The sequence below is a fragment of the Lactococcus formosensis genome, assembly GCF_037892375.1.
In the GTDB taxonomy this organism is placed as follows: Bacteria; Bacillota; Bacilli; order Lactobacillales; family Streptococcaceae; genus Lactococcus; species Lactococcus formosensis.
Genome location: NZ_CP141721.1, coordinates 1,556,111 through 1,580,838, shown reverse-complemented (window position 1 = coordinate 1,580,838; position 24,728 = coordinate 1,556,111). Strand labels below are relative to the sequence as shown.

Sequence of the window (24,728 nt, the reverse complement as noted above, 5' to 3'; positions counted from 1 at the left end):
AGGTTTTTTTACATCCTCTTACTCGATACTCATCTGTGCAACAGTAAGCAGAACCGCTGGAACACGATATGGTGAGCACGAAACATAATCCAATCCGATTTTTTGAAGGAAAGAAACGGAGTCTGGATCGCCACCAACTTCGCCACATACCCCAAAACTTATATCTTTATGTTGTGGTTTGACAAGCGCTATCGCCGTTTGCATCAAACTTCCTACCCCTTTTTGATCCAAATGTTGAAAGGGATCATCTTCTAAAATACCCTTATCAATATAGTCTGGTAAAAATTTGACCGAATCATCACGAGAAAAACCATACGTTAATTGTGTCAGGTCATTGGTACCAAAGCTAAAGAACTGTGCTGATGTCGCCAGCTGATCTGCCGTCAAACAAGCTCTTGGAATTTCAAGCATTGCACCGATTTTATAGGCAATTTTCATCTGGTGTTTCTCAAAGACAAGTTGGATTTTGTCTTCCAATGCCTTTTTAAGATAGGTCAATTCTTTTTCTTCAGCAACTAAAGGAATCATAATCTCTGGTTTGACTTGCTTTCCTGTTTTAACGAGTTCCAAAGCAGCTTCCATTATTGCTTCAACCTGCATTTCATATATTTCGGGATAGGTGATGGCTAAACGACAACCACGATGTCCCAGCATCGGATTGAACTCTTCAAGGTCTTTTCCTCTTTGCATAATAAAGTCAACCGTTTGTCCACACGCTTCAGCCACTTGCTCATATTCTTCCTTAGTTTTAGGCATAAACTCGTGAAGCGGTGGATCTAAAAGGCGAATCGTACATGGCATTCCTTCCGTCAGACTCAAAATTTCGGCAAAATCCTTTTTCTGGAATGCTTTGAGTGTTTCAAGCGATTGCTTGCGCTGCACTTTATCCTCAGAGAGGAACATTTTACGCATTTCCAAAATCCGCTCTTTCCCAAAGAACATATGTTCTGTACGTGCCAAACCAATACCGCTTGCACCAAACTCCAATGCAGCTCTGATATCTTCTACAGTTTCAGCATTTGCTCTTACCTGCATATTGCCTATTTGAGAGGCCCATCTGAGTACTTTTACTAAAAGCTCCAAATCTTGCGTCTTATCGAGTTTAATTTCCCCGCGGTAGATTTTTCCTGTTGTACCATCTACTGAGAGTAAATCCCCTTCTTTTATGGTCTGTGTACCATCGTATGCTTGTTTGAGCTTTTCATTAATCGTTAATTGTTCGCATCCAACCACGCAGCACACCCCCATTCCTCGTGCTACGACAGCAGCATGAGAGGTCATTCCTCCACGAGAAGTGACAATAGCCTCACTCACAACCATGCCTTCAATATCTTCTGGTGAAGTTTCTGTTCTAAGAAGGATAACTTTTTGCCCAGCTGCATGCGCTTTTTGCGCATCTTGCGCATGGAAATAGACTCTGCCAGATGCTGCACCAGGACTTGCAGGTAAACCCTTTGCCACAGATTTACTCTCCGCCAACATTTGTTCATCAAACACAGGATGAAGCAGCTGGGTAATCATTGAAGGTGTTAAGCGTTTCAGACTCTCCTCCTTACTTATTACGCCATCTTCTGCCATTTGCGTTGCAATTTTAAAGGCAGCCTTTGCTGTTCGTTTGCCATTACGTGTTTGAAGAATGAAGAGTTTTCCCTCTTCTATGGTGAACTCGATATCTTGCATATCTTGATAATGAGCTTCCAACTGATGACATATTTTCTCAAATTGCATATAAATCGCAGGTTGATCTTGTTTCAACTCTTGTATTGGACGTGGTGTCCGAATCCCTGCAACAACATCTTCTCCTTGAGCATTTAGCAAAAATTCTCCAAAAACACCTGCTTCCCCTGTTGCAGGATTGCGTGTAAATGCAACACCTGTGCCACTGTTCCCTCCTGTATTACCAAAAACCATTTCTTGGATATTAACGGCTGTTCCAAGTTTATCGGAGATTTCATGGATACGACGATAAGTTACAGCACGAGGATTATTCCAAGAAGTAAACACCGCTTCTACAGCCGCATAAAGTTGTTCGGATGGATCTTGGGGGAAGTTTTCCCCCACTTCCTTCAGATAGATTGTGGTAAATTGTTGAACAATCTCCTTCCAATCTTCCGCTTTCATCTCAATATCAGAACTGTAACTTTGGGCCGCTTTATATAACGTTAGTGCTTCCTCAAAAATATTTTTATCAACCCCTTTAACCACATCGCCGAACATTTGGATTAAACGACGGTAACAATCATACGCAAACACAGGATTCTCGGTCTTGCGGGCAAAGATTTCAACGCTTTGATGATTCAAACCTAAATTCAAAATAGTATCCATCATGCCCGGCATTGAAAATTTTGAGCCACTTCTGACCGAAACTAAAAGCGGATTTTCTTCATCTGCAAATTTCTTTCCCGTTTCGTTTTCTAGCCTAGCAATATGCTCTTCTATTTCCTTAACCAACTCAGGCAATAATTTTTTCGAATCCAGATACTCTAAGCAAGCTTCTGTAGTAATGGTAAATCCTTTGGGTACTGGTAAACCAATCCCAGTCATCTCTGCAAGATTTGCTCCTTTTCCTCCTAAGAGATCCTTTTGTTCTTTTGAACCTTCTGTAAAGTTATAAACACGTTTTTTTGCTTGTGACATTCGCGTCTCCTTTATATGTGACATACTATTTATTGGACAAACACATTATATAGTATGTCACATATATTGTCAAGGATTTTGTAATCGCATTCTTTTTAATGATATTTCTTCACATATACAAAAAGCCTTTTTATTTATTGATTTTTAAGGATAAAACACATATAATATATAGTATGTCCTATTTATTAAGGAGTAACTTTTGAAACTGACAACAAGACAAACCGAAATCATTAATATCGTAAAAGCGGAACAGCCTATAAGTGGTGAAAAAATTGCTCAAACTTTAGGCTTAAGCCGTGCAACCTTAAGGAATGACTTGTCTATTCTTACGATGACAGGTCTACTTGATGCAAAGCCCAAGGTTGGCTATTTTTATACAGGGCAAAAAATGCAACCGCTTTATATTGAAAGCTGCTACTCAAAAAAAGTGGCAGACTTTATGACTTCGCCCTTGATTGTTGAACAAGATATGTCCGTTTATGATGCTGCAACAAGCCTTTTTCTCTATGATATCGGCAGCATCTATGTCAAAAATGAAAACGGCGATTTAGCTGGACTCCTTTCTCGTAAAGACCTTCTCCGCTTCGCTATAAGTGGCAATAATTTGGAAAAAACACCTGTTGCCGTAATAATGACACGTATGCCCAATATTCATACCATAACTGCCGATAAGACTTTACTTGAAGCTGGAAATATTCTTTCCCGATACGAAGTCGATAGCCTACCCGTGCTAGAAACGACAGGTTCGAAAAAAATAATCGGTAAAATATCTATCAAACACATCATGAAAGCTTTCATCCAAACAGGAAACGAAATGCAAGGTGAAGATTAAGGGGACAAAATGCAAAATATAAAAATTTATCTCATTACTGACTCTGTCGGTAAAACAGCCAAAAAAATTATTTCTGCTGTTGTGGCACAATTTCCGACTGTTGATTTATCAGATGTTCAACTTTATCCTTTTACCAATGATAAAGATTCACTATTAGAAATTTTGAATGATGCCAAAAAAGAAAATGCCCTTGTCGCTATCACTCTCGTTGATAAGGCTTTAGTAGATTGTGTCCAAAAATTTTCAGATACACATGATTTGGCCTATGTGGACTTTATGTCGCCACTCATGCAACTTATTGAAAAACGTTCAGGTGAGCAACCTACACAAGAGTCCGGCAGTGTGCATCGGTTAAATCAAGCCTATTTTAATCGTGTCGCTGCTATCGAATTTGCAGTAAAATACGATGACGGAAAAGATCCAAAAGGTTTTTTAAATGCCGATATTGTGCTGCTTGGTGTCTCTAGAACTTCAAAAACACCCTTGAGTATGTATTTGGCCAACAAAGGTTACAAGGTAGCAAATCTCCCGATTATTCCAGAGGTCGAAGTGGCTAAAGAACTTTATAAAGTAGATCCACGTAAAATTATTGGCTTAACCAGTACTTCTGAAAGTTTAAGTAATATACGAAGCTACCGGGAACAGACGCTCGGTCTTAAAACAAAATCCATGTATTCTGATGAAAAGCGTATTCTTGAAGAACTGTCATATGCAGACACACTCTTTGATCAGTTGGGCATAGAAACAATCGATGTTAGTAAACGTTCGATTGAAGAAAGCTCAATGCTTATTGAAAATCTTATCCAAAAATAAAAAGCACATTTGTGCTTTTATTTTTTATCTTACAGAAGAGTAAGTTTTTGAATCATAATTCCTTGATAAAATAAATAAAGAAATAAAAAAACTTTAGAAAAGGACAACACTACATTGACAAAGAAACTTTGGATTATTCCAGCACTCATCTTGTTTATCGCAGGAGGCTACTTTGCCGTTAGTAAAGTTATCTCTTTATTCCACCAGCCCGTTCACGGCATCATTCTTTATAGTTCAGACAAAAAAGAACTCGATCAAAGCTTAAAAGACAACCAATCTTACATAAAAAATAACATCACTACTGAAGGAAAATATGTCGCTGAAACGGATACTTTGGTATTAGATGCGACATCTGCTGAAAAATTGATTCAGGCAAAAGCTGTCAACGCAGTCAGCAAAAAAGGGGATGAATTCAATTTCAAACATGTTACCTCACTTTCGAAAACTCCTGCTTTATGGACCGCTGATACACAAGTAAAAAATATCGAAGATGAAAAAGGACAAAGTTTTACTGCTGCTACAACGGAATATGTTGTCTTAGGTGAATCAAGCATAACGAAAAAAACACTCGTTCTTGACAAAGAAGACTTCAACAAGTTCCAAGCTCCTGCTAGATATGTCAGCATGATTGAAGAAAAACGAGACGCTGCACATGCCTTAACAAAGTATAAAGCCGACAAAGCACAAATTTTTAATTTTGAACAAAAATAAACACAACCGAAGTTGTGTTTTTATATTGAAAATCCATATTAAATTAAAAATAAAATATGAACAAATTTCTTGTGTTATGCGTTAGGTTTAAGCTTTTTCACTAAAAATGTCCCAACACTCCAAAGTAACAGCACAATAATAACAAAGAGAATCAATAAACCAACTGAGCCGTTAGCAATCGAGCGGAATAAAGTTAGTCCTCCTGCAGCATACACAAAGCCCCAAGCTAAATAACCTGGCAAAGCTACAAGTGTGTACTTACTCCATTTCCAGTCTAACATACCAGCAGCAAGCTGCACTACAGTTTGAAAGCCGACTGTCAAGAAACTCAATGGAATAACTGGCCATCCATATTTTTGCAGAGCGAGCATTCCCGCTCGATTTTCTTCGGATTTCTCTGCTTTTTTACCCCATTTTGTCTTCAATATTCCCATATGAATGAGTTTCCCTAGTCCAAAGGTCATCTGTGCCCTAAAGAAAACAACAATAAACAAGAACAAGGTGGCTTGCCAGAGTGGCAAACTTGCCACCCAATTTAGCATCTTTTCAACCATCTGTTTTTACTCCTCTTATTTTACATAAGCTAAATTATAAAGCTCTCTACTATTGAAACATAATATATTAAAAAGTCAAATTCTTTTGTTTTACATCAAATATAAACTAAAAAGCAAATACCTTAGTACTTGCTTTTTTACTTTATTTTATTCCTTTCTAAATATTTTTTTATTTGTTCTTAAGCCTTTTTCTTTTTCTTCTTACCTAGAGCTGCGGCACCTATTAATCCTAAGCCTAACATACCTAAGCCAATAGAATCCTTATCGCCAGTATGTGGCAATGTATTCATATGTTCTGAATTTCTTGATGCTAAAGATGTTGATTCAGAAGCACTTAATGATACTGAAATTGATTCACTTGTTGATACAGATGCTGATTCAGACATGGATGATGAAGTTGAAAGTGAGGCTGAATCACTGAGTGATAGCGATGTTGAGCCACTTTCTGATGCTGATTCTGAAACAGACTCTCTATTTGAAGTTGATATCGAAGTTGAATCACTTGCTGAATCACTTATGGAGTCACGGGTTGATTCAGAATTTGATGATGATACAGAGACTGAATCACTTACGGATACCGACAGCGAATCACTTGTCGAACCAGATTGACTCACTGAATCGCTGAGAGAATCTCGTCCTGATGCTGAAATAGATGTCGAAAGGCTGGCTGACTCACTGACGGAATCACGGGTTGATTCAGAGCTTGATGATGAAACAGAGACTGAATCACTTGTGGATACCGACAGCGAAGTACTTGTCGAACCAGATTGACTCAATGAATCGCTGAGAGAATCTCGTTCCGATGCTGAAATAGATGTCGAAAGGCTGGCTGACTCAGATACTGACTCACGCCCTGAAACAGACACTGAATCTGAAACAGAGGCTGAAGCACTTGTAGAAACCGATAAGGAATCACTTGTCGAACCAGACTGACTCAATGAATCACTGAGAGAATCTCGCTCTGACGCTGAAATAGATGTCGAAAGGCTGGCTGACTCAGATACTGACTCACGTTCTGAGGCAGACACTGAATCTGAAACAGAGACTGAATCACTCAAGGAAGATGATGCGGAATCACTTGTTGAAACGGACTGACTTACTGAATCACTGAGAGAGTTTCGGTTTGAATCAGAGACTGATGTCGAATCACTTAACGAATCTGAAGCTGAACCTGATTCTACTGGTTCAGACTGCGAAAGTGAATGTGACACTGAGGTTGATTCACTCACAGACTGAGAAGCTGAACTTGATGTTGAAGTTGAGCTTGATGTTGACTCTGAACCTCGATCAGAATCTGACTGAGATACAGATAAACTATTCGAACTGCTTTCAGATGAAGAATCTGAACTTGAGTGCTCTCCTGAAATTGATGCTGAGGTTGATTCTGAAATTGATGTCGAACCAGACAGAGAGATAGAATCTGAAATTGAATCACTGAGTGATTCACGTTGTGAGTCAGAAATTGATCCCGACGTACTATTTGAGCCACTTTCAGATGAAGACTCTGAACTTGATGCCTTCCCTGATTCTGAAGTTGATGCCGAATCTGAGACAGATAAGGAAGCTGAGGTTGACACTGAAGTTGAGATTGACTCACTCAAAGAATCACGTTCTGAAGTTGAGTGAACGATTGACTCACTTACTGACGAACTATCTGAAGCTGATTCTGAACTTGAAGTTCTACTTGAATCCGATGAAGATACCGATTCTGAGATTGAAGATGAACTTGAAACAGATAACGATTCTGAGACAGATTCACTTAAGGAGTCTCTTTCCGATGCTGAGGTGGACACAGACACACTCACAGACACACTTTCAGATACTGAGTCCGAGCTTGAAGCTTGCTCTGAACCCGAAATAGAGAGTGACTCAGAGGCTGATGTTGATACTGAATGTGAGGCAGAATCTGAAGCTGAGTTACTTGCAGAGTTAGTATTAGAATTTGAAGCTAATGATTCTGAAGCTGACTCTGAAGTAGAGTTACGGTTCGAATTTGATGCAGATAGGCTCTCTGAACCTGATGTTGATAAAGATGTCGAAAGTGAATCACTGATTGACACCGATGTTGATACCGAATCAGAAAGGGAGTCTTGCTCTGAGCTTGATGTTGATAAAGAAACAGAGACTGAATCACTTTGCGAATGATTTACAGATTCAGACACAGAGCCTGATTGGCTGCTAGATTCACTTTGTGAACCTGAAAGTGATTGTGAACCACTTATAGATTCTGAAGCTGAAAGTGAGGCAGATAATGAATCTGACTGTGAACCTGAAGCTGAATGTGATGTCGACTCACTGCTTGAATCAAGTGTTGACGTTGAAAGTGAAGTACTTTCAGAGCTTGAAGCATTGCTCGATCCTGAAAGAGATTCACTTGCGGAACTTGATGTTGAGAGACTTTCAGAAGTTGATTCACGACTTGAATAAGAGAGCGATTCAGAAATTGATTCTGATGCACTCACAGACTCACGTGATGAGTCTGAAAGCGAACGACTTTCTGAACTTGACTCAGAGACTGAACTTGATGTCGAGAGACTCATTGATGCGGAAAGCGATGCAGACTCAGACGCTGATTGACGGCTAGAATCTGAGCTTGAGCTACTCTCTGAACTTGAATCTGAAGCTGATTCACGACTTGAAATAGAAAGTGAAGTACTTTCAGAAGCTGATTCGCTGCTTGAAAGTTTGCTTGATTCACTTGCAGAAAGACTATCTGAATCTCGTTCTGAGGCTGACGTTGATGTTGAAGCACTTGCTGAATCAGAGAGAGAGTCGCGACTTGAAGCTGAAACTGATGTTGAAACTGATGTCGAATCACTTATTGATTCAGACACAGATTCACTTACAGAAACAGATGCACTCGTTGAAACACTGTTTGAATCGCGCTCTGAAGCTGACGTACTGCTTGAAGCACTCACTGAGTCAGAAACAGATTCACGAGAAGAGTTTGATGTTGAAACAGACTCTGATGCTGAAATGCTATTAGACTGTGATTGTGAATAACTTACTGATGCTGACGTACTACTTGATTCACTATTTGAAGTCCGATTCGAATCTGACATAGACGTTGAAATGCTCAATGAATCAGATTCTGATCCTGACTCAAGAGGTTCAGAATGAGACAATGATTGTGACACTGATGTTGACTCACTCACAGACTGAGAAAGTGAGGTTGAGCTAGACTCAGATGAGGAGTCAGAATCGGATTGACGTGATGAATCTGACTGTGATCCAGATAAGCTGTTTGAAACACTTTCAGACACAGATTCCGAACTTGAAATGCGTCCTGAGTCCGAAATTGAAACTGACTCAGAAACAGACTGTGAGTCTGAGTGAGATGCAGAAACCGAGCTTGACTCACTTTCTGAATCACGGCTAGATACAGACTGTGAGTCTGAGTGACTATTTGAACTGCTTTCAGATACCGATTCTGAACTTGAAGTTTTTCCAGACTCTGAGCTTGAGCTAGACTCTGAGCTCGAAATTGAAGTTGAGTGAGAACCTGAGGTTGAGCTGGATTCACTCATAGAGTTTGTATCAGAGTTAGAGGTCAGAGAATCTGAACTTGAGTCTGAGATTGAATCACGTGTTGAGTCAGAGCTTGAAGTGCTTTCTGAGCTTGAATCATTACGCGAATCAGAAAGCGATTCACTGATAGAGCTTGATGTTGAAAGACTCTCTGAATGGGATTCACGTGATGAATTAGACAATGACTGTGAAACAGATACTGAATCACTGATTGAATCACGACTTGATTCTGAAAGGGAACTGCTCTCAGAACTAGAACTACTTCTTGACTCGGATTGTGAAGCACTCATCGAGCTTGATGTTGAATTTGACAGAGATTGAGAATCACGAGTCGATTCTGAGAGAGAGTTACTTTCAGAAATAGATTCTGACACCGAATCACGACCTGAGACAGAAAGCGAGGTACTCTCAGAAGCCGATTCGCTACTTGAGAGTTTACTTGACTCACTTGCCGAATCACTTACCGAGTCACGCGTTGAGGCTGAGACAGATGTTGAAAGACTAGCAGAATCTGAAATTGAATCACGGCTTGAGTTGGAAGCGGAAACAGATTCTGAGATTGAGTCACTCAAAGAATTCGAAGTAGAGTTGCTTACTGATGTCGAGCCACTCACGGACTCGCTTATTGAATCACGAGTAGAATCTGACAGAGAGTCTGAGATTGAGTGACTTGAGGAGTCCGATACTGATAGAGATAGACTTATTGAACCCGACAACGAATCTGAGATTGAGTTTGAATCACTCATTGATGTCGAAAGTGAACTACTTGTTGAAGTAGATAGGGATGCTGAGTCACTTTCTGAATTACGACTTGATTCTGAAGTCGAAACTGAAAGACTTGAAGATTCTGACAATGACTCACGACTCGAATCTGAACTTGAGGCAGAGGTTGAATCTGAAAGGCTTCCTGATGTCGAAAGTGATGTACTCAACGATGCTGAAAGGCTTGAAGATTCACTTGAGGAATCGCGACTTGATTCTGAAAGCGAGCTTGAAGCACTAAGCGAATCGGAGTCTGAACCAGATTCAATAGGCTCAGAGTTTGAATCTGAAGTTGATACAGAGACAGACTGGCTCTCAGATTGAGATATAGAGCTTGAAACCGAATCTGAAATTGACTCTGAATCAGAATTACGTTCTGAATCTGAAACAGAAAGCGAGGTGCTGACAGAGTTACTTTCTGAAGCAGAGTCTGAACTTGAAGCTTTACTTGATTCTGAACTTGAGCTTGAGTTTGAAACTGACTGTGATTCTGATATAGAGGTTGATCCTGACGCGGAATCACTGGTAGAAACCAGCTCAGATTCTGAGCTTGAACTTGATTCACTCAATGAAGTACTGTTTGAAGCCGACTCTGAGTCAGAATTAAGGTTTGAATTTGAAACAGAGTTAGAAACAGAGCCTGAAAGTGATTCTGAAACGGAAAGTGACTCTGAAACTGATTCACTGCTTGACTCTTGTGCTGAGTTTGAAAGTGATTCTGAAACGCTATTTGAAAGACTTTCTGAAACTGATTCTGAACTTGAACCTTTACTTGATTCTGAACTTGAGCTTGACTCTGAGCTTGAAACGGAAGCTGAAAGAGAACCTGAAGCGGAACTTGACTCGCTCGCTGAGTTTTGATCAGAATTAGAATCAAGTGAGTTTGATGCAGACTCTGATAAAGAGTCCCTCGTTGATTCTGAACGTGAAGTACTTTCTGAAGCTGAGTTTTTACTTGATTCAGATATAGAGTCACTCACTGAAGTTGAGAGAGAACTTGATTCTGAAAGTGATTCACGACTCGACTCAGACAAAGAGCTAGAAACTGAGTTTGAATCACTCATAGACACCCATTCAGAAGTTGAAAGAGAATCTGAAGTTGAACCAGAAACTGACGATGAATCAGATATAGAGCCGCTTACAGATGTTGAAGATGAGTTCGAATCTGAAAGTGATTCACGACTTGACTCAGATGATGAAACGGAAGCTGAGGCGGAGTCACTATTTGATTCTCTACTTGAGTTTGACGTTGAAGCACTGATTGAAACGGAAACTGAGTCAGATAATGAAGCAGAGTCACTCATAGAGCTAGAAACTGAAGCAGATTCTGAGTTTGAATGGCGTCCAGATTCTGACAGTGAATGACTTTCCGAAGCGGATTCTGAACTTGAAACTTTGCTTGACTCACTCGCTGAATCACTTGAAGAGTCACGTTCCGAAGCAGACAGTGAAGTTGAAAGACTAGCTGATTCTGAACTTGATTCTCGACTTGAAGTTGAATGAGAAATTGATTCCGAAACAGATGTGCTTACTGAGGTTGAAAGGGAATCACTTGTTGAAAGAGAGTCACTGCTTGAATCGCTTGTTGATTCACGACTTGATACTGATTGTGAATCAGAGGCAGATTGGCTTTCTGAACGAGAATCACGACTCGACTCTGATAATGAAGATGAAATCGAACTTGATTCACTTATTGATTGTGATACAGACTCGCTTGTAGATGTTGAAAGGCTAGCTGAATCACTTGTGGATTCTTTTTCCGAACCTGAGAGTGAAACGGAGTTTGATGTAGAGTCAGAGACTGATTCTTCTGTTGATTCTGAAGTTGAAAGGGAATCACTGAGTGACTCACTGACAGAGATTGAGTGTGATTCGCTTATCGAGGATGAATGTGATGCAGATTCACTGATAGATTCACGGTTTGAATCAGACAGTGAACTTGAAGCACTGAGAGAATCCGACTCAGAACCTGATTCTAAAGAGTCAGAATTAGAGTTTGAACTTGAAGCTGATTCAGATTCGCTTACTGATTGTGACGTTGAAGTTGATCCAGATACAGAGTTAGATTCAGAAGATGAATTATTGCCTGATTCTGAAAGTGAGGATGAGTCGCTTGATGAAATACTTTCTGAAGCTGAAGTCGAGCTTGACTCACGCCCCGATTCAGAAGCCGAGAGTGACTCGGAAGCTGAAACTGAAGTCGAATTGGAGCTTGAGTCAGAGCTAGAATCACTTGTTGAAGCACGTTCTGAATCTGATTGAGAAATTGATTCTGAGACTGAACTGCTTTCGGAGCTTGACTCGGAGTGTGAATTGCGTCCTGAATCTGAGCTTGAGTCAGAAATCGAAGCTGAAACAGATTCTGAGGTAGAACTTGAGACCGACTCAGAATCACTTTGTGAATTTCTCCCTGAATCAGATATTGAGGCAGAATCTGAAATTGAGCTGCTCTCTGAGCTTGAGTCGGAACTTGAATTCCGTCCAGATTCTGAAGACGAAACAGAATCAGATACTGAGGTAGACGTCGAAATTGAAGCTGATTCGGAGCTTGATTCTGATGCCGAATTTGTATTCGAATTAGAATTAAGTGAGTCTGAGGCTGAATCAGAAGAGGAATCACGACTTGACTCTGAAAGTGATGTACTTTCAGAGCTTGAAACTGATACCGAAGTTGAAATTGAATCACTTGTTGAGGTACTTGTCGAAAGCGATTCTGATACAGACTCAGAAATTGATGGACGTTCCGAAGCTGAAATTGAAGCTGATTCGCTTATTGAGTCCGATATAGAATTACGGTTGGAGTCAGAAAGTGATTCGCTAACTGAAGCTGACAATGATTCTGACTGTGATACTTCTTCACTTTGTGACTGTGATTCTGAACTTGATTCGGAGCTTGACTCACGATTTGAATCTGAAACTGATGCCGAATGACTGTTTGAGTCAGATGTTGATTCACGATTTGAATCTGACTGCGAATCTTTATGAGAATTAGATGCTGAGTCTGAGACGGAAGTCGATTCACTAAGTGACCGAGAATCAGATACTGAATCGGAGAGTGATTCACGATTTGAATCTGAGAGCGAAGTTGAGAGACTGCTGGATTCTGAACTTGACTCACGACTTGACTCTGAGAACGAGCTACTATCAGAAGATGAATCGCTACTTGAATTTTTACTTGAGTCACTTGCTGAATCGGAGCTTGATTCACGCTCTGAAACCGAAAGTGAATGTGACGTGCTTGAAGATTCTGATTCGGACTCACGCGTTGATTCGGAAGTTGAGCTACTTATTGAAGTAGACTCTGAACTTGATTCTGAAATCGATAGACTAATAGAGCCTGATTCTGAGCTTGACTCACTGGCTGACTCACGATTAGAATCAGACGTAGAGACAGATTCGCTCACTGAATCGGAGTTTGAGTCTCGCGTTGATTCTGAATGTGAGGATGAATTCGAAGCAGATTCACTGATTGAGTCTGATAATGATGCACTAATTGAATCAGAAAGACTTGAAGATTCGCTCTGTGAATCGCGAGTCGATTCTGAGCTTGAAGTTGACTGGCTCGAAGAATCAGATTCTGATCCAGACACAATAGGTTCTGAATGTGAAAGAGAGCTTGAAATCGATTCTGAATCACTTACTGAGTTGGACACGGATGTCGAGTTTGATTCAGAACTTGACTCTGATGAAGACTGACGTTCTGACTCAGAATTTGAGAGTGATTCACTTACCGATGTACTTTCTGAAGCTGAATCAGATATTGAACCTTGTCCTGATTCTGATGAAGATACAGAATCAGATATTGATTCTGAAACTGAAAGTGAGTGAGAATCTGATACTGACTCACTTTCAGAGGCACGATCTGAATCTGATGTTGAAATAGATTCGCTTACAGAAAGACTTTCTGAAACTGAATCAGAAATTGAACCTTTGCCCGACTCTGACGAGGAAATAGAATCAGAAATTGACTGTGACGCTGAAGTTGAACCAGACTCTGATGCTGACTCACTAGCCGAATTCGTCTCTGAATTTGATGCCAATGAATCTGATGCAGATTCTGATATTGACTCACGTTTTGAATCCGAAAGTGATGTGCTTTGTGATGTAGATATAGAAGTTGAAACTGAAGCTGAATCACTTACTGAGCCTGAAGCTGAAACAGAATCTGATAAAGAATCTCGAATCGAGTCTGAGAGGGATTCTGAGCTACTGCTTGAATTTGAATTTGAATCACGAATCGAATCAGATAAGGAAACACTTTGAGAATCGGAAATTGATGTTGATTCTGATAGAGAATCACTCATAGACGTTGAAAGTGAAGAAGATTCCGAATTAGAGATGCGGCTTGAGTCGCTTGCGGAACTCGAAACACTTGCAGAATCACTGATGGAATTTCGATTAGATTCACTTACTGATAGTGAATGACTCGCAGAATCACTCTCCGAATCTTCTACTGAGCCACTTAAAGAGACAGAAACAGATTCGCTGTTTGAATTTCGATTAGACTCACTTATGGATACAGATTGAGAGCCGCTTAATGAATTTGAAAGACTTTCTGACTCACTCATCGATGCTGAAAGAGAATCACTCAAAGAGTTTGAAACACTCTCCGATTCACTTATAACTTCTGATTCAGAAATTGATTCGGAACTAGAAATTGACTGTGAGTCTGATGTTGATTCTGAGCTTGACTCAGAAAGAGTTTCTGATAAAGATTCTGAACTAGAAATCGACTGTGAGTCAGAAATTGATTCTGAGCTTGACTCAGAAAGGGTTTCTGATAAAGATTCTGAACTAGAAATCGACTGTGAGTCAGAAATTGATTCTGAGCTTGACTCAGAAAGGGTTTCTGATAAAGATTCAGATACTGATTCCGATTTTGAATTTGATTCCGAATCAGATTGTGATTCAAAGCTAGAATCGGATAAACTTTTTGAATCACTCTTTGAATCTGAGTCACTCACAATTTCTGATTGGGAGATAGATTCAGAACCACTCACGCTCTCTGATGTAGAAGCTGAGTCACTGATTACAGGAATTTCATAGCGGCTAACTGTCGTCCATCCATTTTCATTCGCAATCCAGTGTCCATCATTTACCACAATTTGAATGGCCGGATTTGTATCTGCCCACTCTGGGTGTTTCTTAATATAGTTCGTCCAATAAGTGCTCAAATCTCCATCATAAGAAATTTGAGTCGTATAATCCCTTACCGTTTTTCCGAGAGTTAAATTCAATACATTTTGTTGTGGAACAGAAGGATCAGCTTCAGATTTTAATTTAACCGCAACACTTTTCGGAAGTGGTTTGTTGGGATCAAATTGTACAGTCACATTATCTTTATTCATCTGAACCTTCATCAAACCGTCATATTTTGAAGGATCAGTCCCCTTACTAGACTGATAGTAATAACCTTTATAATTAACGTCATAAATCTGGTTTTCAGTGACTTGTCCGTCATCATAAGCAGCTCTTTGAACTGGATTTTGTAGTACTTGTGCTTCCGATGCAAGTTCAGAATTTGATTCAGATGTTGAGAGTGAATGTGATTGTGACTGTGACTCTGATGCAGAGATAGCATTCGTTTCAGATTCACTCGTTTCTAACTTAATTGCGACACTATCTTTTTGAGCTAATGTTTCTTTTCCGCTCTGCTTCTCCACTGATGGTTGTGTCGTTTCAGCATAGGTTTGCCCTTGTGAAATCCCTGCACCTAATCCAAGACCTGCTACAAGTCCAGTTAAAGCCTTTAGGCCCGAACCAAATCTTGTTTTATGTGTTGCTTCATCTTCTTCACCGTATAATAGTTGGTAAGAAGTTTCTTTAATTTCTGCTTTAACTTGCTGTGCGGATTTTTTGGATAAATTTAACCAGCTAAAGTGCGTTAAACTGGAGATTACCCAAAATTTTCCCGACTTATGCATTTTAAAACGTGTTACTTGTTTTATAAGTCCCTTTTTCTTATTCATTAACCTTTTTCTTTCTTTTAATTTGTCAATACTTTTATACTGTTTCTGTACCTTTACTTGCATGAATTATCTTTATTTTTTTAAAAACAAGCTCACGCATCCCCATATTAATAAGAGAAATAGAGTAAAAATATGCACCCATTGGATATGTAACATCACCTCCTTTACCTTCAAAAACACATGTCTCCATTAATTTTCCTGAGCGCTCGTAGAATTCCATTTTTATTAAAACTGAGTCTTGAGGTTCACAAGTAAAGTCAGTTATTAATTCATAGTGCTTTCCACGCTTTAAAAGGGGAAGTTGTAGCAACGTGCGCTCCCCTTGGTAGAGAGAATTGGATGTCCACTTCACAATAGTTGCCCCCGAAGGAAAAAAATTATTCGTAAAGTAAACTGTACGGTCAGAGCGGTATGCAATTTTTGCACCATGTTTATAAAAATTTATTTGCGAAGTTTCCCAGTTTATATCAAAATCCATCTTGTTTCCTCTCTCGACCGTAAGTTTCCACTAAAATTCGATTGTATTGATTAATAAACCACTGATTAATCGCCTGTGAATTGTCATTATGGCGTCCTGGTATCCCTTTACCTATGACTGCTGAATCCTTGTCAGATAAGGCTGTGATAATATTGGGGTACGCATTTTTATCGTAGTCATCATTTTTCATATAGGAAATGATAAAACGTGTATTTGAAAAATCTGATTTCTCAAAGGAAGCCCAAAAGCGTTGATTCAAAATCTCAACACCCTCCTCTGAGAGACTCCCTGACAACGAGCGTAAAATATCTAAAGAAGTGGGAAATCCTCCTGGTCTGACAAGCTCTTCATTAGAAGCTATGTCACCAATATTCACTAAAGGTTTACCCACGATAACATAACCAGGCGACAGTTCACTTGCATAATAAAGAGCCCCGTAAGTCCCCATTGAAAGTCCTGATAAGATGAGTTGATCACTTGTAAAATGAAGTTCTTGTAAATACCTCTGGATAATCTCAATCAGCTGCCTTTCAAGTTCCATACTTCCCATATAAAAACTTCCACCTTCCAACCGTGGATCAGTAATCAGCAAAAACGGTGTCCCTAGCTTCTTCATCATAAAGAAACCTTCGAAACCTTCAGCCGATCGATAGCCTGAGAAGTAGATATTAAGTGGTGGTTTTAAATCACCTGGATGAAAGTAGTAAAAAAGTTCTTGGTTTCTTTCATCCACAATTTTTCTACCACCAAGAATGTACTCTCCATAGTGTTGGCGAGAATCTCTAAAGTGTAAAGGTCCAACTTTTAAAGTACCAGATCCTGTAGCTGTTAGCGATAAACTTAAATAACCGATATTTCTCTCATAGGGAACTTCTATTCCTCTTTTTATCTCTTCTTGTGTGTAAACTCGTCTTTCAATGACTTGGCTGCTTCCCTCAAGTATTTTAAGGAGCGTGAAGGAAATCTCTGTACTGCCTTGGCATTCAAATTCCAACCATATTTTTTTAGAACGGCCATACATACCAATATTGTGCTGCCATGTTACTAAGGCATTTTGAGAAAAGGGAGAAAAGTCTCCTGACAATTGTAAGTAATCCTGCCCATATATTTCAATCTCTCCTCTAAAACCATCGTTTACTATTAGAGTGTTCACATGAAGTTTCGAACCCATTTGTCCGGAAAAGAAATTTTGGGAGACAGTTGTTATCACTTCTTCTTTTTTATCTTCTGTATTCATAAATAAAGGACATTTTTTTAAGGCTAAATCATGGGGAATCTCTTCTTCATAATCTTGATTAATAATCAGACTATAAGCTTCAATAACTTTTGAAAACTTTGCTACTTGTGGCCAGTTTATTTCGTCTGTACATATCACAGCATCAAATGTTCGTCCCTTCCTCTTTTTCATGATTGCAAGAACCTCATCATCTGTTCCTGCCCACATATCAAAATAGGACCACTCTAGTTTTTCTCTGTCCTGCAAGGATATGTACTCTTGCCAGTTTTTTTGACCGATTTGTAAAACGTGTATCTTTTTATTCATTTATTCCTCCTAAAATTTGGCTTATTTTCTCTCTAAGAGCAACTCCTGAATATTTTTTTATTTGTTGGACGGCAAACATACGTGCTTCTTGCCAGTGTTTTAATTGATCTAGATAATAACTTAGACCTTGGTAAAGCTCCGTCCAGTCCGCAAGCACTAAACCATTTTTATAAGCTTGCACATACTCTGTTTCCACTTGATTTATCTGAGGAATACCTGCACTTATACCTGCAATCTGAGTAAAAAGATCAGGCTCTTCTCTTAAGTCAATAATTAAACGTGTTTCACTGATAATTTTAAAAAGCTCATAATCACTGTTTATTATCTTAAGGTCAAAACTTTTCCATAATTGCATTACCCCTTTTACTTCAGGGTTGGTCTTTTTCAAAAGTGTTGCATCGATAGAATTTTCTCCTGTTAACATAGGGAGCAGTTCTTCTACAAGCGGCATTTCTTCGGGAAATTTTTCAATAAAAAGAGAACGTATTTTTGCTGAAAAAGCCGAAATTAAGGGATACGATGCCATACGTATAATGATTCGAAAACTTCTTTCAACTTCGCAATTATCAAAGACATCAACTAAATAAGAAAAAAGTATCTCTATGGACTGTCCGATTGCTTCTTCTGTCATGTCTCGGCTATCAAAATAAATAACTTCTTCTTTCAACTCATGACTTCTGCTTAATTCGAATCGCGTGTCGTAAGGACTAATGCGATGGATTTTGCTTTCTTCAGTAAATACTTTTAATTTCTGCATATTCTGATTCGAATCCACAATCACAGTAAAGCACTGTGCAGCTATTTTTCCTAATTCTTCTAGATTGCTCGACGTGCTACTTAAACGATTGCCAAATAGTGAAAGTGTCATGTTCTGCAGATTTTTACTTTTTTGAAGATAGTGTAAGTTTTTTTCTGTCAATGACACAACGATTGAGTCTTCTGCATCGAGGTGTTCATAGTAACTCTCTAATTTCTCAAGTTTTATTTCTTCTAAGTTTTTATAGTATCTTTGCTTCAGTCTGCCTGAATATTCTTCATTTATCTCACATGTTTTATCTTTGTATGTGCGAATAATCCAATGGCCTTGTTGATTTAAATATTCCTTATAGTGAAAGTCTCCATTTTTATAAATATCTCGACTAGAAATAAACCCACGGTCATCATAGATTTCAATTAAAGTTCTCTCTCCTCCGCTGATATACTCTACCTCAGAAATATAAGAAGCTTCTCCCAAAGTAATCTGACCAATAAGCGCTTCTTGCTGATAAGCTAAAATATTAAACGGCGTATAAGAAAAAGTGACCGTGTCAGGAAAATTTAAATCCTTTAATGCTAATTTTTTTTGTTGTACATCTTCAATTGTTTGTAACTCATCAAAAATGCTTACATAATTGCTTTCTAACAAATCATAGCGGTGAAGAAAGTAACGGAGTTCAGGCATATAATCACTAATAAGAATTTTATAGTCAACATCAGAAGACATGAAAGACTGTATCTGTCCCATCAGATCATCTGTAGACATACCTGACTGTATTTTTTTATTCCAGGCTGGTACAAAATAAATCATCGTTTTTTTCTCCTTCTATTTTTATAATCCTTCAACTTCCGGTATAAAAGCACCATAATCATTTCGATGGTAGTATCTTGAAAACTGAACTGTTATTTCTCGCATCAAAATCATAAGTATGAGCCAAGTAGGAACAAAATAAGCCCAAACACTGATATGAGGCCAATAAAGAGCAGCAAACATTGGTAAACCGATTATCAGACAGTTTAGTGCGGCTGAAATCCCTGCCATGCGAGAGACGTTATGAAAAAGATAGCGCTCTGTATTTTTTCCTGGATAGACGTTATTAAAATAATCTCCACTTTTTTTCAAATTGTCTGCAATTTCTTTATAATCAATATTGACATAGGCAAAACCGTAAGTGAGTAAGACCAAACTAATCAGAAGGAGAATAACACCTAAAACATGGTCCAACTGCACCTGTTCGTAAAGAAAATTTAGGAACTGATTATTTTTATACCAACTTTTGAGCATGAATAGAATATACTGCGGAAATAAGACTACACTGAAAGCATACATAAAAGGCATTCCTCCCGCTGGATTTGTGGGAATAGGAAGGTAAGATTGTGCAGAAAAACGATCATCCAACATCACATGCATCAAAGGCAATCGGCGTTCTCCTTGATAAAATCTAAAAATCATGAAAGATACCAGTAAGAGAAGGATAGAAGCTAAAAGCCAACCCAAAAGAGTGAATATGCCGTGATAATTCTTCACGAAAGGCTCCAGAAAGCGGGCAGGCCAATTTCGAAGCATGCTTACTAAAATAATGATAGTGGGTCCGCCTATACCATAATCTGTATTAAGATTGCCTACCCAGATAAGGACAGCTAAACCAGCTACGAGAATCAAAGCTAAAGAAAGATTACCAATAGGTTTATAGACATCCCCCAAAATTCGAACCTGCGTTATAATACTAAAACTCTGAACCAAACCTAGCAAAATACTAAAAATATATTTCATGCGATAATTTTGCTGGGGAGTAAAGCTTTCAATATGAAAGACTTTACTGACCGTGAGTACTCTCCAAAAAATCATTGCTGACATCCACGGCCCTAGCCCTAATGAAAATAATGACAGTCGATCAATAGAAAGTCCGGTCATACTCATTGCAAAAGATAGACCAGCTGTTTTACGCGAAAGTTCTGATAGAGCTTGAGCATCTATTCCAGGAATAAGTATATTGCTCCCCAATATATAGATGAGCACGATCATGAGTGAAAAGAGAAGGCGTTTAATGGCCTTTTGCTTATAAATTGTTAAACTCATCTTTTATGTTTTCCTTTTTTTAAAATAATCATTTTACAAGTGTGAGAATTATTCTCAGAAGTCCAATGAGGATGCCAGATAACAAAAGGATTGAGGTCGCAATCACAATTCGATTTTTTATCTGATGTTTTGGTCTTAAGCGTGATTCCTCTTCGATTTTGGCTTGTTTCTCTTGGATTTTTATTAAAACGGGATCTTGATTTTTCATCTAAGTACTTCCTTATAATCATCAATTGTCGACTGCCCAGATGACCACAATTGACTTCCCAACGCTTTACGATATGCTTTAAAATTCTTATTTACTTCACGGATTCTTTGGACGAGATTCATCCAGTCGTTTTGGTGGAAAATATTCTCTGCACTTGTATAGCGTTTGTTGTGAATTGTTTCATTGAATCCCAAGATAAGTTGATTATTCTCAAAAGCTGTACGAATAATGTGCTCAACTTCATTTCCGTGGTTAATATCTAAGTAAAAACTACTTTTTGAAATAAGTTTTTCTAGCTCTGAGTCATCCACTGTTGGATACAATTGCACATTTGAATAATTTTCAAAAGCATGTAATTTCTGAGACATTGTCGTTCTCGCTGCGATATTAAACTGATAATTTGGTAAAGTATCTAGAAGCTGGTTGAGTTGTGCAATTTGGTCAGAGTTGGTAAGAATTAGAATAGATTTATTTATGGATTTACGTGCTCTCAAATTGTAGAGATAGCCGAGATACTCAATTTGTACACTTGTTTGCTCGTTAATTTGTTGCTGAATTCGAATGTATTCTTCACGGTTTTGAATCACAATACGTTTCGTTGGTGTAGCTTTATCGGATAATATCATCCGCATATTTCCTGGTATTTCAGCTGATTCTTCTTGCCAAAACAAAGTATGGTTATATGCCTTATTTGGTTTCTTAGACTTTAAAGCTTCTGTAATGAAAAAGGGACGCCCGAGTGAATTATAAAATATTTCACGCGTATTGCTTTTGGATTCTTCCAAATAAAAGATAATGAAGTCAGTATAAGTTTCAAAAATATATTGTTTCTTTTTATAATTGAGTTGAATGGTTTGAGTGATATGGTTTATCAAAATCACTTCTGCTTGTTTTTTATCAAAATAAGTCGTTAGAGTCCGCTGCCCATCACTGTGACTTTCTCTAGCAAATAATGTTCCGTATTGATTGTAAAGATCAATCGCTCGAACTCTTCCTGAGTCGTTCAGCCATTCTACAGACTTCACCGCACGATAGTCCGTTTTTCTTTGACTATAATTGATGTGCCCTCTTTTTTTATAACCTTCAAAAATCTCTGCTTTTTGCCCATCCCCTTTGATTTCCCAATAATTAGGGAGGGAAATTTCATTAAAAAATTTAGGTGAATCATTTTTGGAGGAATGATCTTCTTTCATTCCGGTAAAAAAACTGATAGGTGAAGTGACATGCTCTGGAAGATAGCCATCTTCATTCAAAACAATTGTTTGATGTTTATATCCAGCCTGTTTAAGAGAACTTTCTAAATCTTTCTCTTCCTCACGATAGTTTTCAAATAAATTAAGCATGTGTGACCTCCGCTTCAAGTTGTGCCCATTTCTTTTGAATGTGAGAGGTTAGAAATGGTTGAGCAATGTGATAAGATGCCTCGCGAACTTTTTCAAGTGCTGTCTGGCTTTGCTTTTGATGTTTCACAATTGCTTCTGCAATTGCTGAAATATTTTTAGGTGTTTCATTTTTACTATAAGACACTAATAAGCCATTTACTTCAGATTGAATAAAAGTTTGATTGCCATAAGGAACGTCATAGCCAATCATTCCTAAACCTGAACCAACTGCTTCTAATAATGTAAGTCCAAAACCCTCACTCGTTGATGTCGAAACATAAGTCGTATAGTTTTTATATATATTTTTTAAATTATGCTGTCCCATTAAATGTATATAATCACTCGCTTCGAGTTCCTCGATCAACTTTCTTAAAATCGGTTCATCACCACCGCGTCCATAAATGTCAAGGCTAAGATTTTTTATCTGTTTCCGTGCTTGCACCGTTGCCCGTATAAGCCAGTCCAAATGTTTCTCGCTGGCTAAGCGTGAAGCAGTGATTAGGGTATTGGCTTTCCTTTTTTTATTGACCATAAGCTTATCAATGCTACCTACTGGTATTGCGTAAACAGTGATTGGACCTTTTCCATATTTTAAAAACTGTTGTTCCAAAACTTGCTTCTGAATTTCTGTGGCAGTAACGAAAAAGTCAATACTTCGTGCATTCTCAAACTGATAGTCGTAATAATTGTTCCAAAGAATCTTCTTCTCTGTCGTTAACGGCGCATTATAATGTTCTGCATGAATAACGACACCAACTTTAGCTTCACCCTTAGCTTTAATGATTTCTGGACCCATTCCTGTCGAACGATCAATAATCAGAATATCTTTCTTGGTTAAATCTAGACTTTCAACAAAATGAATCAAAAGATTTTCTTTAGAATAAATAGTCCTGTCCTCAAAAATATACAAACTTTGTTTACCATTAAGAAGCTCATCGTAGGCCGTGGAACCATCTTCATTGAAGAAACGGCGTTGATAGAGATTCGCTTGATTGTTGACAGGTTTAAAATATTCAGAAAATATTTTGACATAGTTATAATAATCCCTCTGGATTAAATTCCCATTGATGATTGTTTCTGTTTTATAAACTGCCCCACTTGCTCCTGTTTTGTCTATAAAAGCTGTGAGCCGTGTACTCTTCCAAGTATATGAAACTAAATTTTCATTTCTCTCTACATGTTCTGGTTTGTCTGCAAAGCTCTCTTCAAGCTGCTTAAGTGTAAAAGTTGTCGGGCTAATTTTAATATTTGTGAAGTATTGATAGAGCCAAATAACTTCATGGTCTTCAAAACCAATATTTTTAGTCATTGGTTCCAAGTTTTCATGGAAAATATCTGTAAAAATAAATTTTGCCTCTTGTTTATTCTTCTTAAAAATATTTGAGCGGTAAGCTTGCGCATACTCCACACCTGAACTGGCCCAACCAATACCAAGATTAAAATTATAAATGGTCATTTTCTTTTCCCTTTTCTAAAAATAAGTAATTTTGTATCTCCATAAGCAACTTTTTAGTGAAAAAACCTTCCTTCACTAGTGCCCCCACACGTTGCACGTTGGAACTGATTCTTGTATATTCCGAAGAAGACATGTATTTCACATAATCTATTGCCTCCTCAAGATTATTTGCCACTAAACCAATCTCTTGCTCTTCCACAAAGTTTTGCTTTGCTAAACCTTTATTAACAATAATCGGTAAGCCTGCAGCGAGATAGGTACTGAATTTAAAGGAAGCATTCATTTCGGAGTATTCTCGTTCAAATTGATTTTCAATATTTTCGCTCCAGACTAAGCCGAAACCACCTTTATTAAGTTCACGTAAAAGTTGGTCATCATGTTGCCAACCTTTCATCTTTAAAAAGCCTTTTGCATTTACCTTACCATTGCTAAAAACTTCTAATGGTAAATCACTGCTCCATTCTTTCACAAAAGGAAAGCGCGTAATATTTCCAGCAAATTTCAATTTGCGTTGAAATTTTGGATGTTTCAAATTTTCAATTTCTACTAAATGATCCCAGATACCTTGTATTTTCACAGGACTTGTCAGCCCACGCTCTCGTAGTTTTTTCTCCATTCGTTCCGAAGGTAGGATTACTAAGTCTGCTAAATTGTAAGCCTCTAAGTATCTCTCAAATAAATAATCATTATTTTGAAACATAAGAGGGACAAAGTCATGAATAAAGACAACCAGTTTATCTACTCTTTCACGGAGTATTTTCAAGAATACTTCATCGAATGCGATTCCGTTCCAAGTGGGCATTTGAGCAATGGCCAAATCTCCTTGTGTGACAGAAGACAACATGCCAATGATTCTTTTTTCTTTTTCCTCTGGTGTATCTTCACTCACAGAATAAGCCGAAATACTAATTTCTTTAAATCCTTCATCTTTTGCAAGCTTAGTAATCATATGTTGTGCCGTCATAGCCGTGCTTTGTTCACTTTGTCCGTATAAATTTGTTATATACTTTTTCATCTAT

The 24,728-nt window shown here is 38.3% G+C and carries 14 protein-coding genes; 3 read left to right on the top strand and 11 right to left on the bottom strand.

Annotated features, from left to right (window positions below):
• Positions 1-18 precede the first annotated feature (18 nt).
• Complete coding sequence (gene ppdK / locus VNN39_RS07670; RefSeq protein WP_339007012.1) at positions 19-2,637, bottom strand: pyruvate, phosphate dikinase; 2,619 nt, start codon at positions 2,635-2,637, stop codon at positions 19-21.
• A gap of 199 nt (positions 2,638-2,836) precedes the next feature.
• On the opposite strand from ppdK, the gene VNN39_RS07665 reads away from it, so the two are divergent.
• The 3 genes from VNN39_RS07665 to VNN39_RS07655 all read left to right on the top strand — a co-directional run bounded on the left by VNN39_RS07665 (position 2,837) and on the right by VNN39_RS07655 (position 4,993).
• Positions 2,837-3,469, top strand: a complete 633-nt coding sequence (locus VNN39_RS07665) for a helix-turn-helix transcriptional regulator (protein WP_165712925.1) — start codon at positions 2,837-2,839, stop codon at positions 3,467-3,469.
• Positions 3,470-3,478: 9 nt separating this feature from the next.
• Positions 3,479-4,282, top strand: coding sequence for a pyruvate, water dikinase regulatory protein (locus VNN39_RS07660; RefSeq protein WP_339007010.1), 804 nt, complete (start codon positions 3,479-3,481; stop codon positions 4,280-4,282).
• A gap of 114 nt (positions 4,283-4,396) precedes the next feature.
• Complete coding sequence (locus tag VNN39_RS07655; protein ID WP_017370298.1) at positions 4,397-4,993, top strand: lipoprotein BA_5634 family protein; 597 nt, start codon at positions 4,397-4,399, stop codon at positions 4,991-4,993.
• A 74-nt stretch (positions 4,994-5,067) separates the two neighbouring features.
• Here VNN39_RS07655 and VNN39_RS07650 read toward each other — a convergent pair whose 3' ends face one another.
• From VNN39_RS07650 to VNN39_RS07605, 10 genes are all read right to left on the bottom strand, one after another.
• Positions 5,068-5,547, bottom strand: coding sequence for a VTT domain-containing protein (locus VNN39_RS07650; RefSeq protein ID WP_017370299.1), 480 nt, complete (start codon positions 5,545-5,547; stop codon positions 5,068-5,070).
• Between the two features lie 179 nt (positions 5,548-5,726).
• Positions 5,727-15,806 (bottom strand): KxYKxGKxW signal peptide domain-containing protein, encoded by a 10,080-nt coding sequence (locus VNN39_RS07645; RefSeq protein ID WP_338997307.1) that lies wholly within the window; start codon positions 15,804-15,806, stop codon positions 5,727-5,729.
• A 34-nt stretch (positions 15,807-15,840) separates the two neighbouring features.
• Positions 15,841-16,284, bottom strand: coding sequence for an accessory Sec system protein Asp3 (gene asp3 / locus VNN39_RS07640; RefSeq protein ID WP_338997306.1), 444 nt, complete (start codon positions 16,282-16,284; stop codon positions 15,841-15,843).
• On the bottom strand, positions 16,274-17,827 hold the full coding sequence (gene asp2, locus VNN39_RS07635; RefSeq protein ID WP_338997305.1) for an accessory Sec system protein Asp2: 1,554 nt from the start codon (positions 17,825-17,827) through the stop codon (positions 16,274-16,276). Before asp2 ends, asp3 begins: the two co-directional genes overlap by 11 nt.
• Entirely contained in the window at positions 17,820-19,394 is a 1,575-nt protein-coding gene (gene asp1, locus VNN39_RS07630) for an accessory Sec system protein Asp1 (protein WP_338997304.1), read from the bottom strand. Before asp1 ends, asp2 begins: the two co-directional genes overlap by 8 nt.
• 21 nt (positions 19,395-19,415) lie before the next feature.
• The gene (secY2, locus tag VNN39_RS07625) at positions 19,416-20,663 is read right to left on the bottom strand and encodes an accessory Sec system protein translocase subunit SecY2 (RefSeq protein WP_338997303.1); all 1,248 of its coding nucleotides are present in this window, start codon (positions 20,661-20,663) and stop codon (positions 19,416-19,418) included.
• Between the two features lie 28 nt (positions 20,664-20,691).
• Positions 20,692-20,871 (bottom strand): hypothetical protein, encoded by a 180-nt coding sequence (locus VNN39_RS07620; protein ID WP_017370017.1) that lies wholly within the window; start codon positions 20,869-20,871, stop codon positions 20,692-20,694.
• Positions 20,868-22,214: an accessory Sec system glycosylation chaperone GtfB gene (gtfB, locus tag VNN39_RS07615; protein WP_338997302.1), complete on the bottom strand. Its 1,347-nt coding sequence runs from the start codon at positions 22,212-22,214 to the stop codon at positions 20,868-20,870. The genes VNN39_RS07620 and gtfB overlap by 4 nt, the downstream gene beginning before the upstream one ends.
• A complete protein-coding gene (gene gtfA, locus VNN39_RS07610; RefSeq protein ID WP_339007008.1) occupies positions 22,207-23,709 on the bottom strand; it encodes an accessory Sec system glycosyltransferase GtfA in 1,503 nt (500 codons plus the stop codon). Before gtfA ends, gtfB begins: the two co-directional genes overlap by 8 nt.
• Entirely contained in the window at positions 23,696-24,724 is a 1,029-nt protein-coding gene (locus tag VNN39_RS07605; RefSeq protein ID WP_339007007.1) for a sugar transferase, read from the bottom strand. The genes gtfA and VNN39_RS07605 overlap by 14 nt, the downstream gene beginning before the upstream one ends.
• Positions 24,725-24,728: the final 4 nt, after the last annotated feature.

Coding starts and splice junctions, on each gene's coding strand:
- ppdK (WP_339007012.1), bottom strand. CDS start 2,637: ATGTCACAAGCAAAAAAACGTGTTTATAACTTTACAGAAGGTTCAAAA.
- VNN39_RS07660 (WP_339007010.1), top strand. CDS start 3,479: ATGCAAAATATAAAAATTTATCTCATTACTGACTCTGTCGGTAAAACA.
- VNN39_RS07650 (WP_017370299.1), bottom strand. CDS start 5,547: ATGGTTGAAAAGATGCTAAATTGGGTGGCAAGTTTGCCACTCTGGCAA.
- VNN39_RS07645 (WP_338997307.1), bottom strand. CDS start 15,806: ATGAATAAGAAAAAGGGACTTATAAAACAAGTAACACGTTTTAAAATG.
- asp3 (WP_338997306.1), bottom strand. CDS start 16,284: ATGGATTTTGATATAAACTGGGAAACTTCGCAAATAAATTTTTATAAA.
- asp2 (WP_338997305.1), bottom strand. CDS start 17,827: ATGAATAAAAAGATACACGTTTTACAAATCGGTCAAAAAAACTGGCAA.
- asp1 (WP_338997304.1), bottom strand. CDS start 19,394: ATGATTTATTTTGTACCAGCCTGGAATAAAAAAATACAGTCAGGTATG.
- secY2 (WP_338997303.1), bottom strand. CDS start 20,663: ATGAGTTTAACAATTTATAAGCAAAAGGCCATTAAACGCCTTCTCTTT.
- VNN39_RS07620 (WP_017370017.1), bottom strand. CDS start 20,871: ATGAAAAATCAAGATCCCGTTTTAATAAAAATCCAAGAGAAACAAGCC.
- gtfB (WP_338997302.1), bottom strand. CDS start 22,214: ATGCTTAATTTATTTGAAAACTATCGTGAGGAAGAGAAAGATTTAGAA.
- gtfA (WP_339007008.1), bottom strand. CDS start 23,709: ATGACCATTTATAATTTTAATCTTGGTATTGGTTGGGCCAGTTCAGGT.
- VNN39_RS07605 (WP_339007007.1), bottom strand. CDS start 24,724: ATGAAAAAGTATATAACAAATTTATACGGACAAAGTGAACAAAGCACG.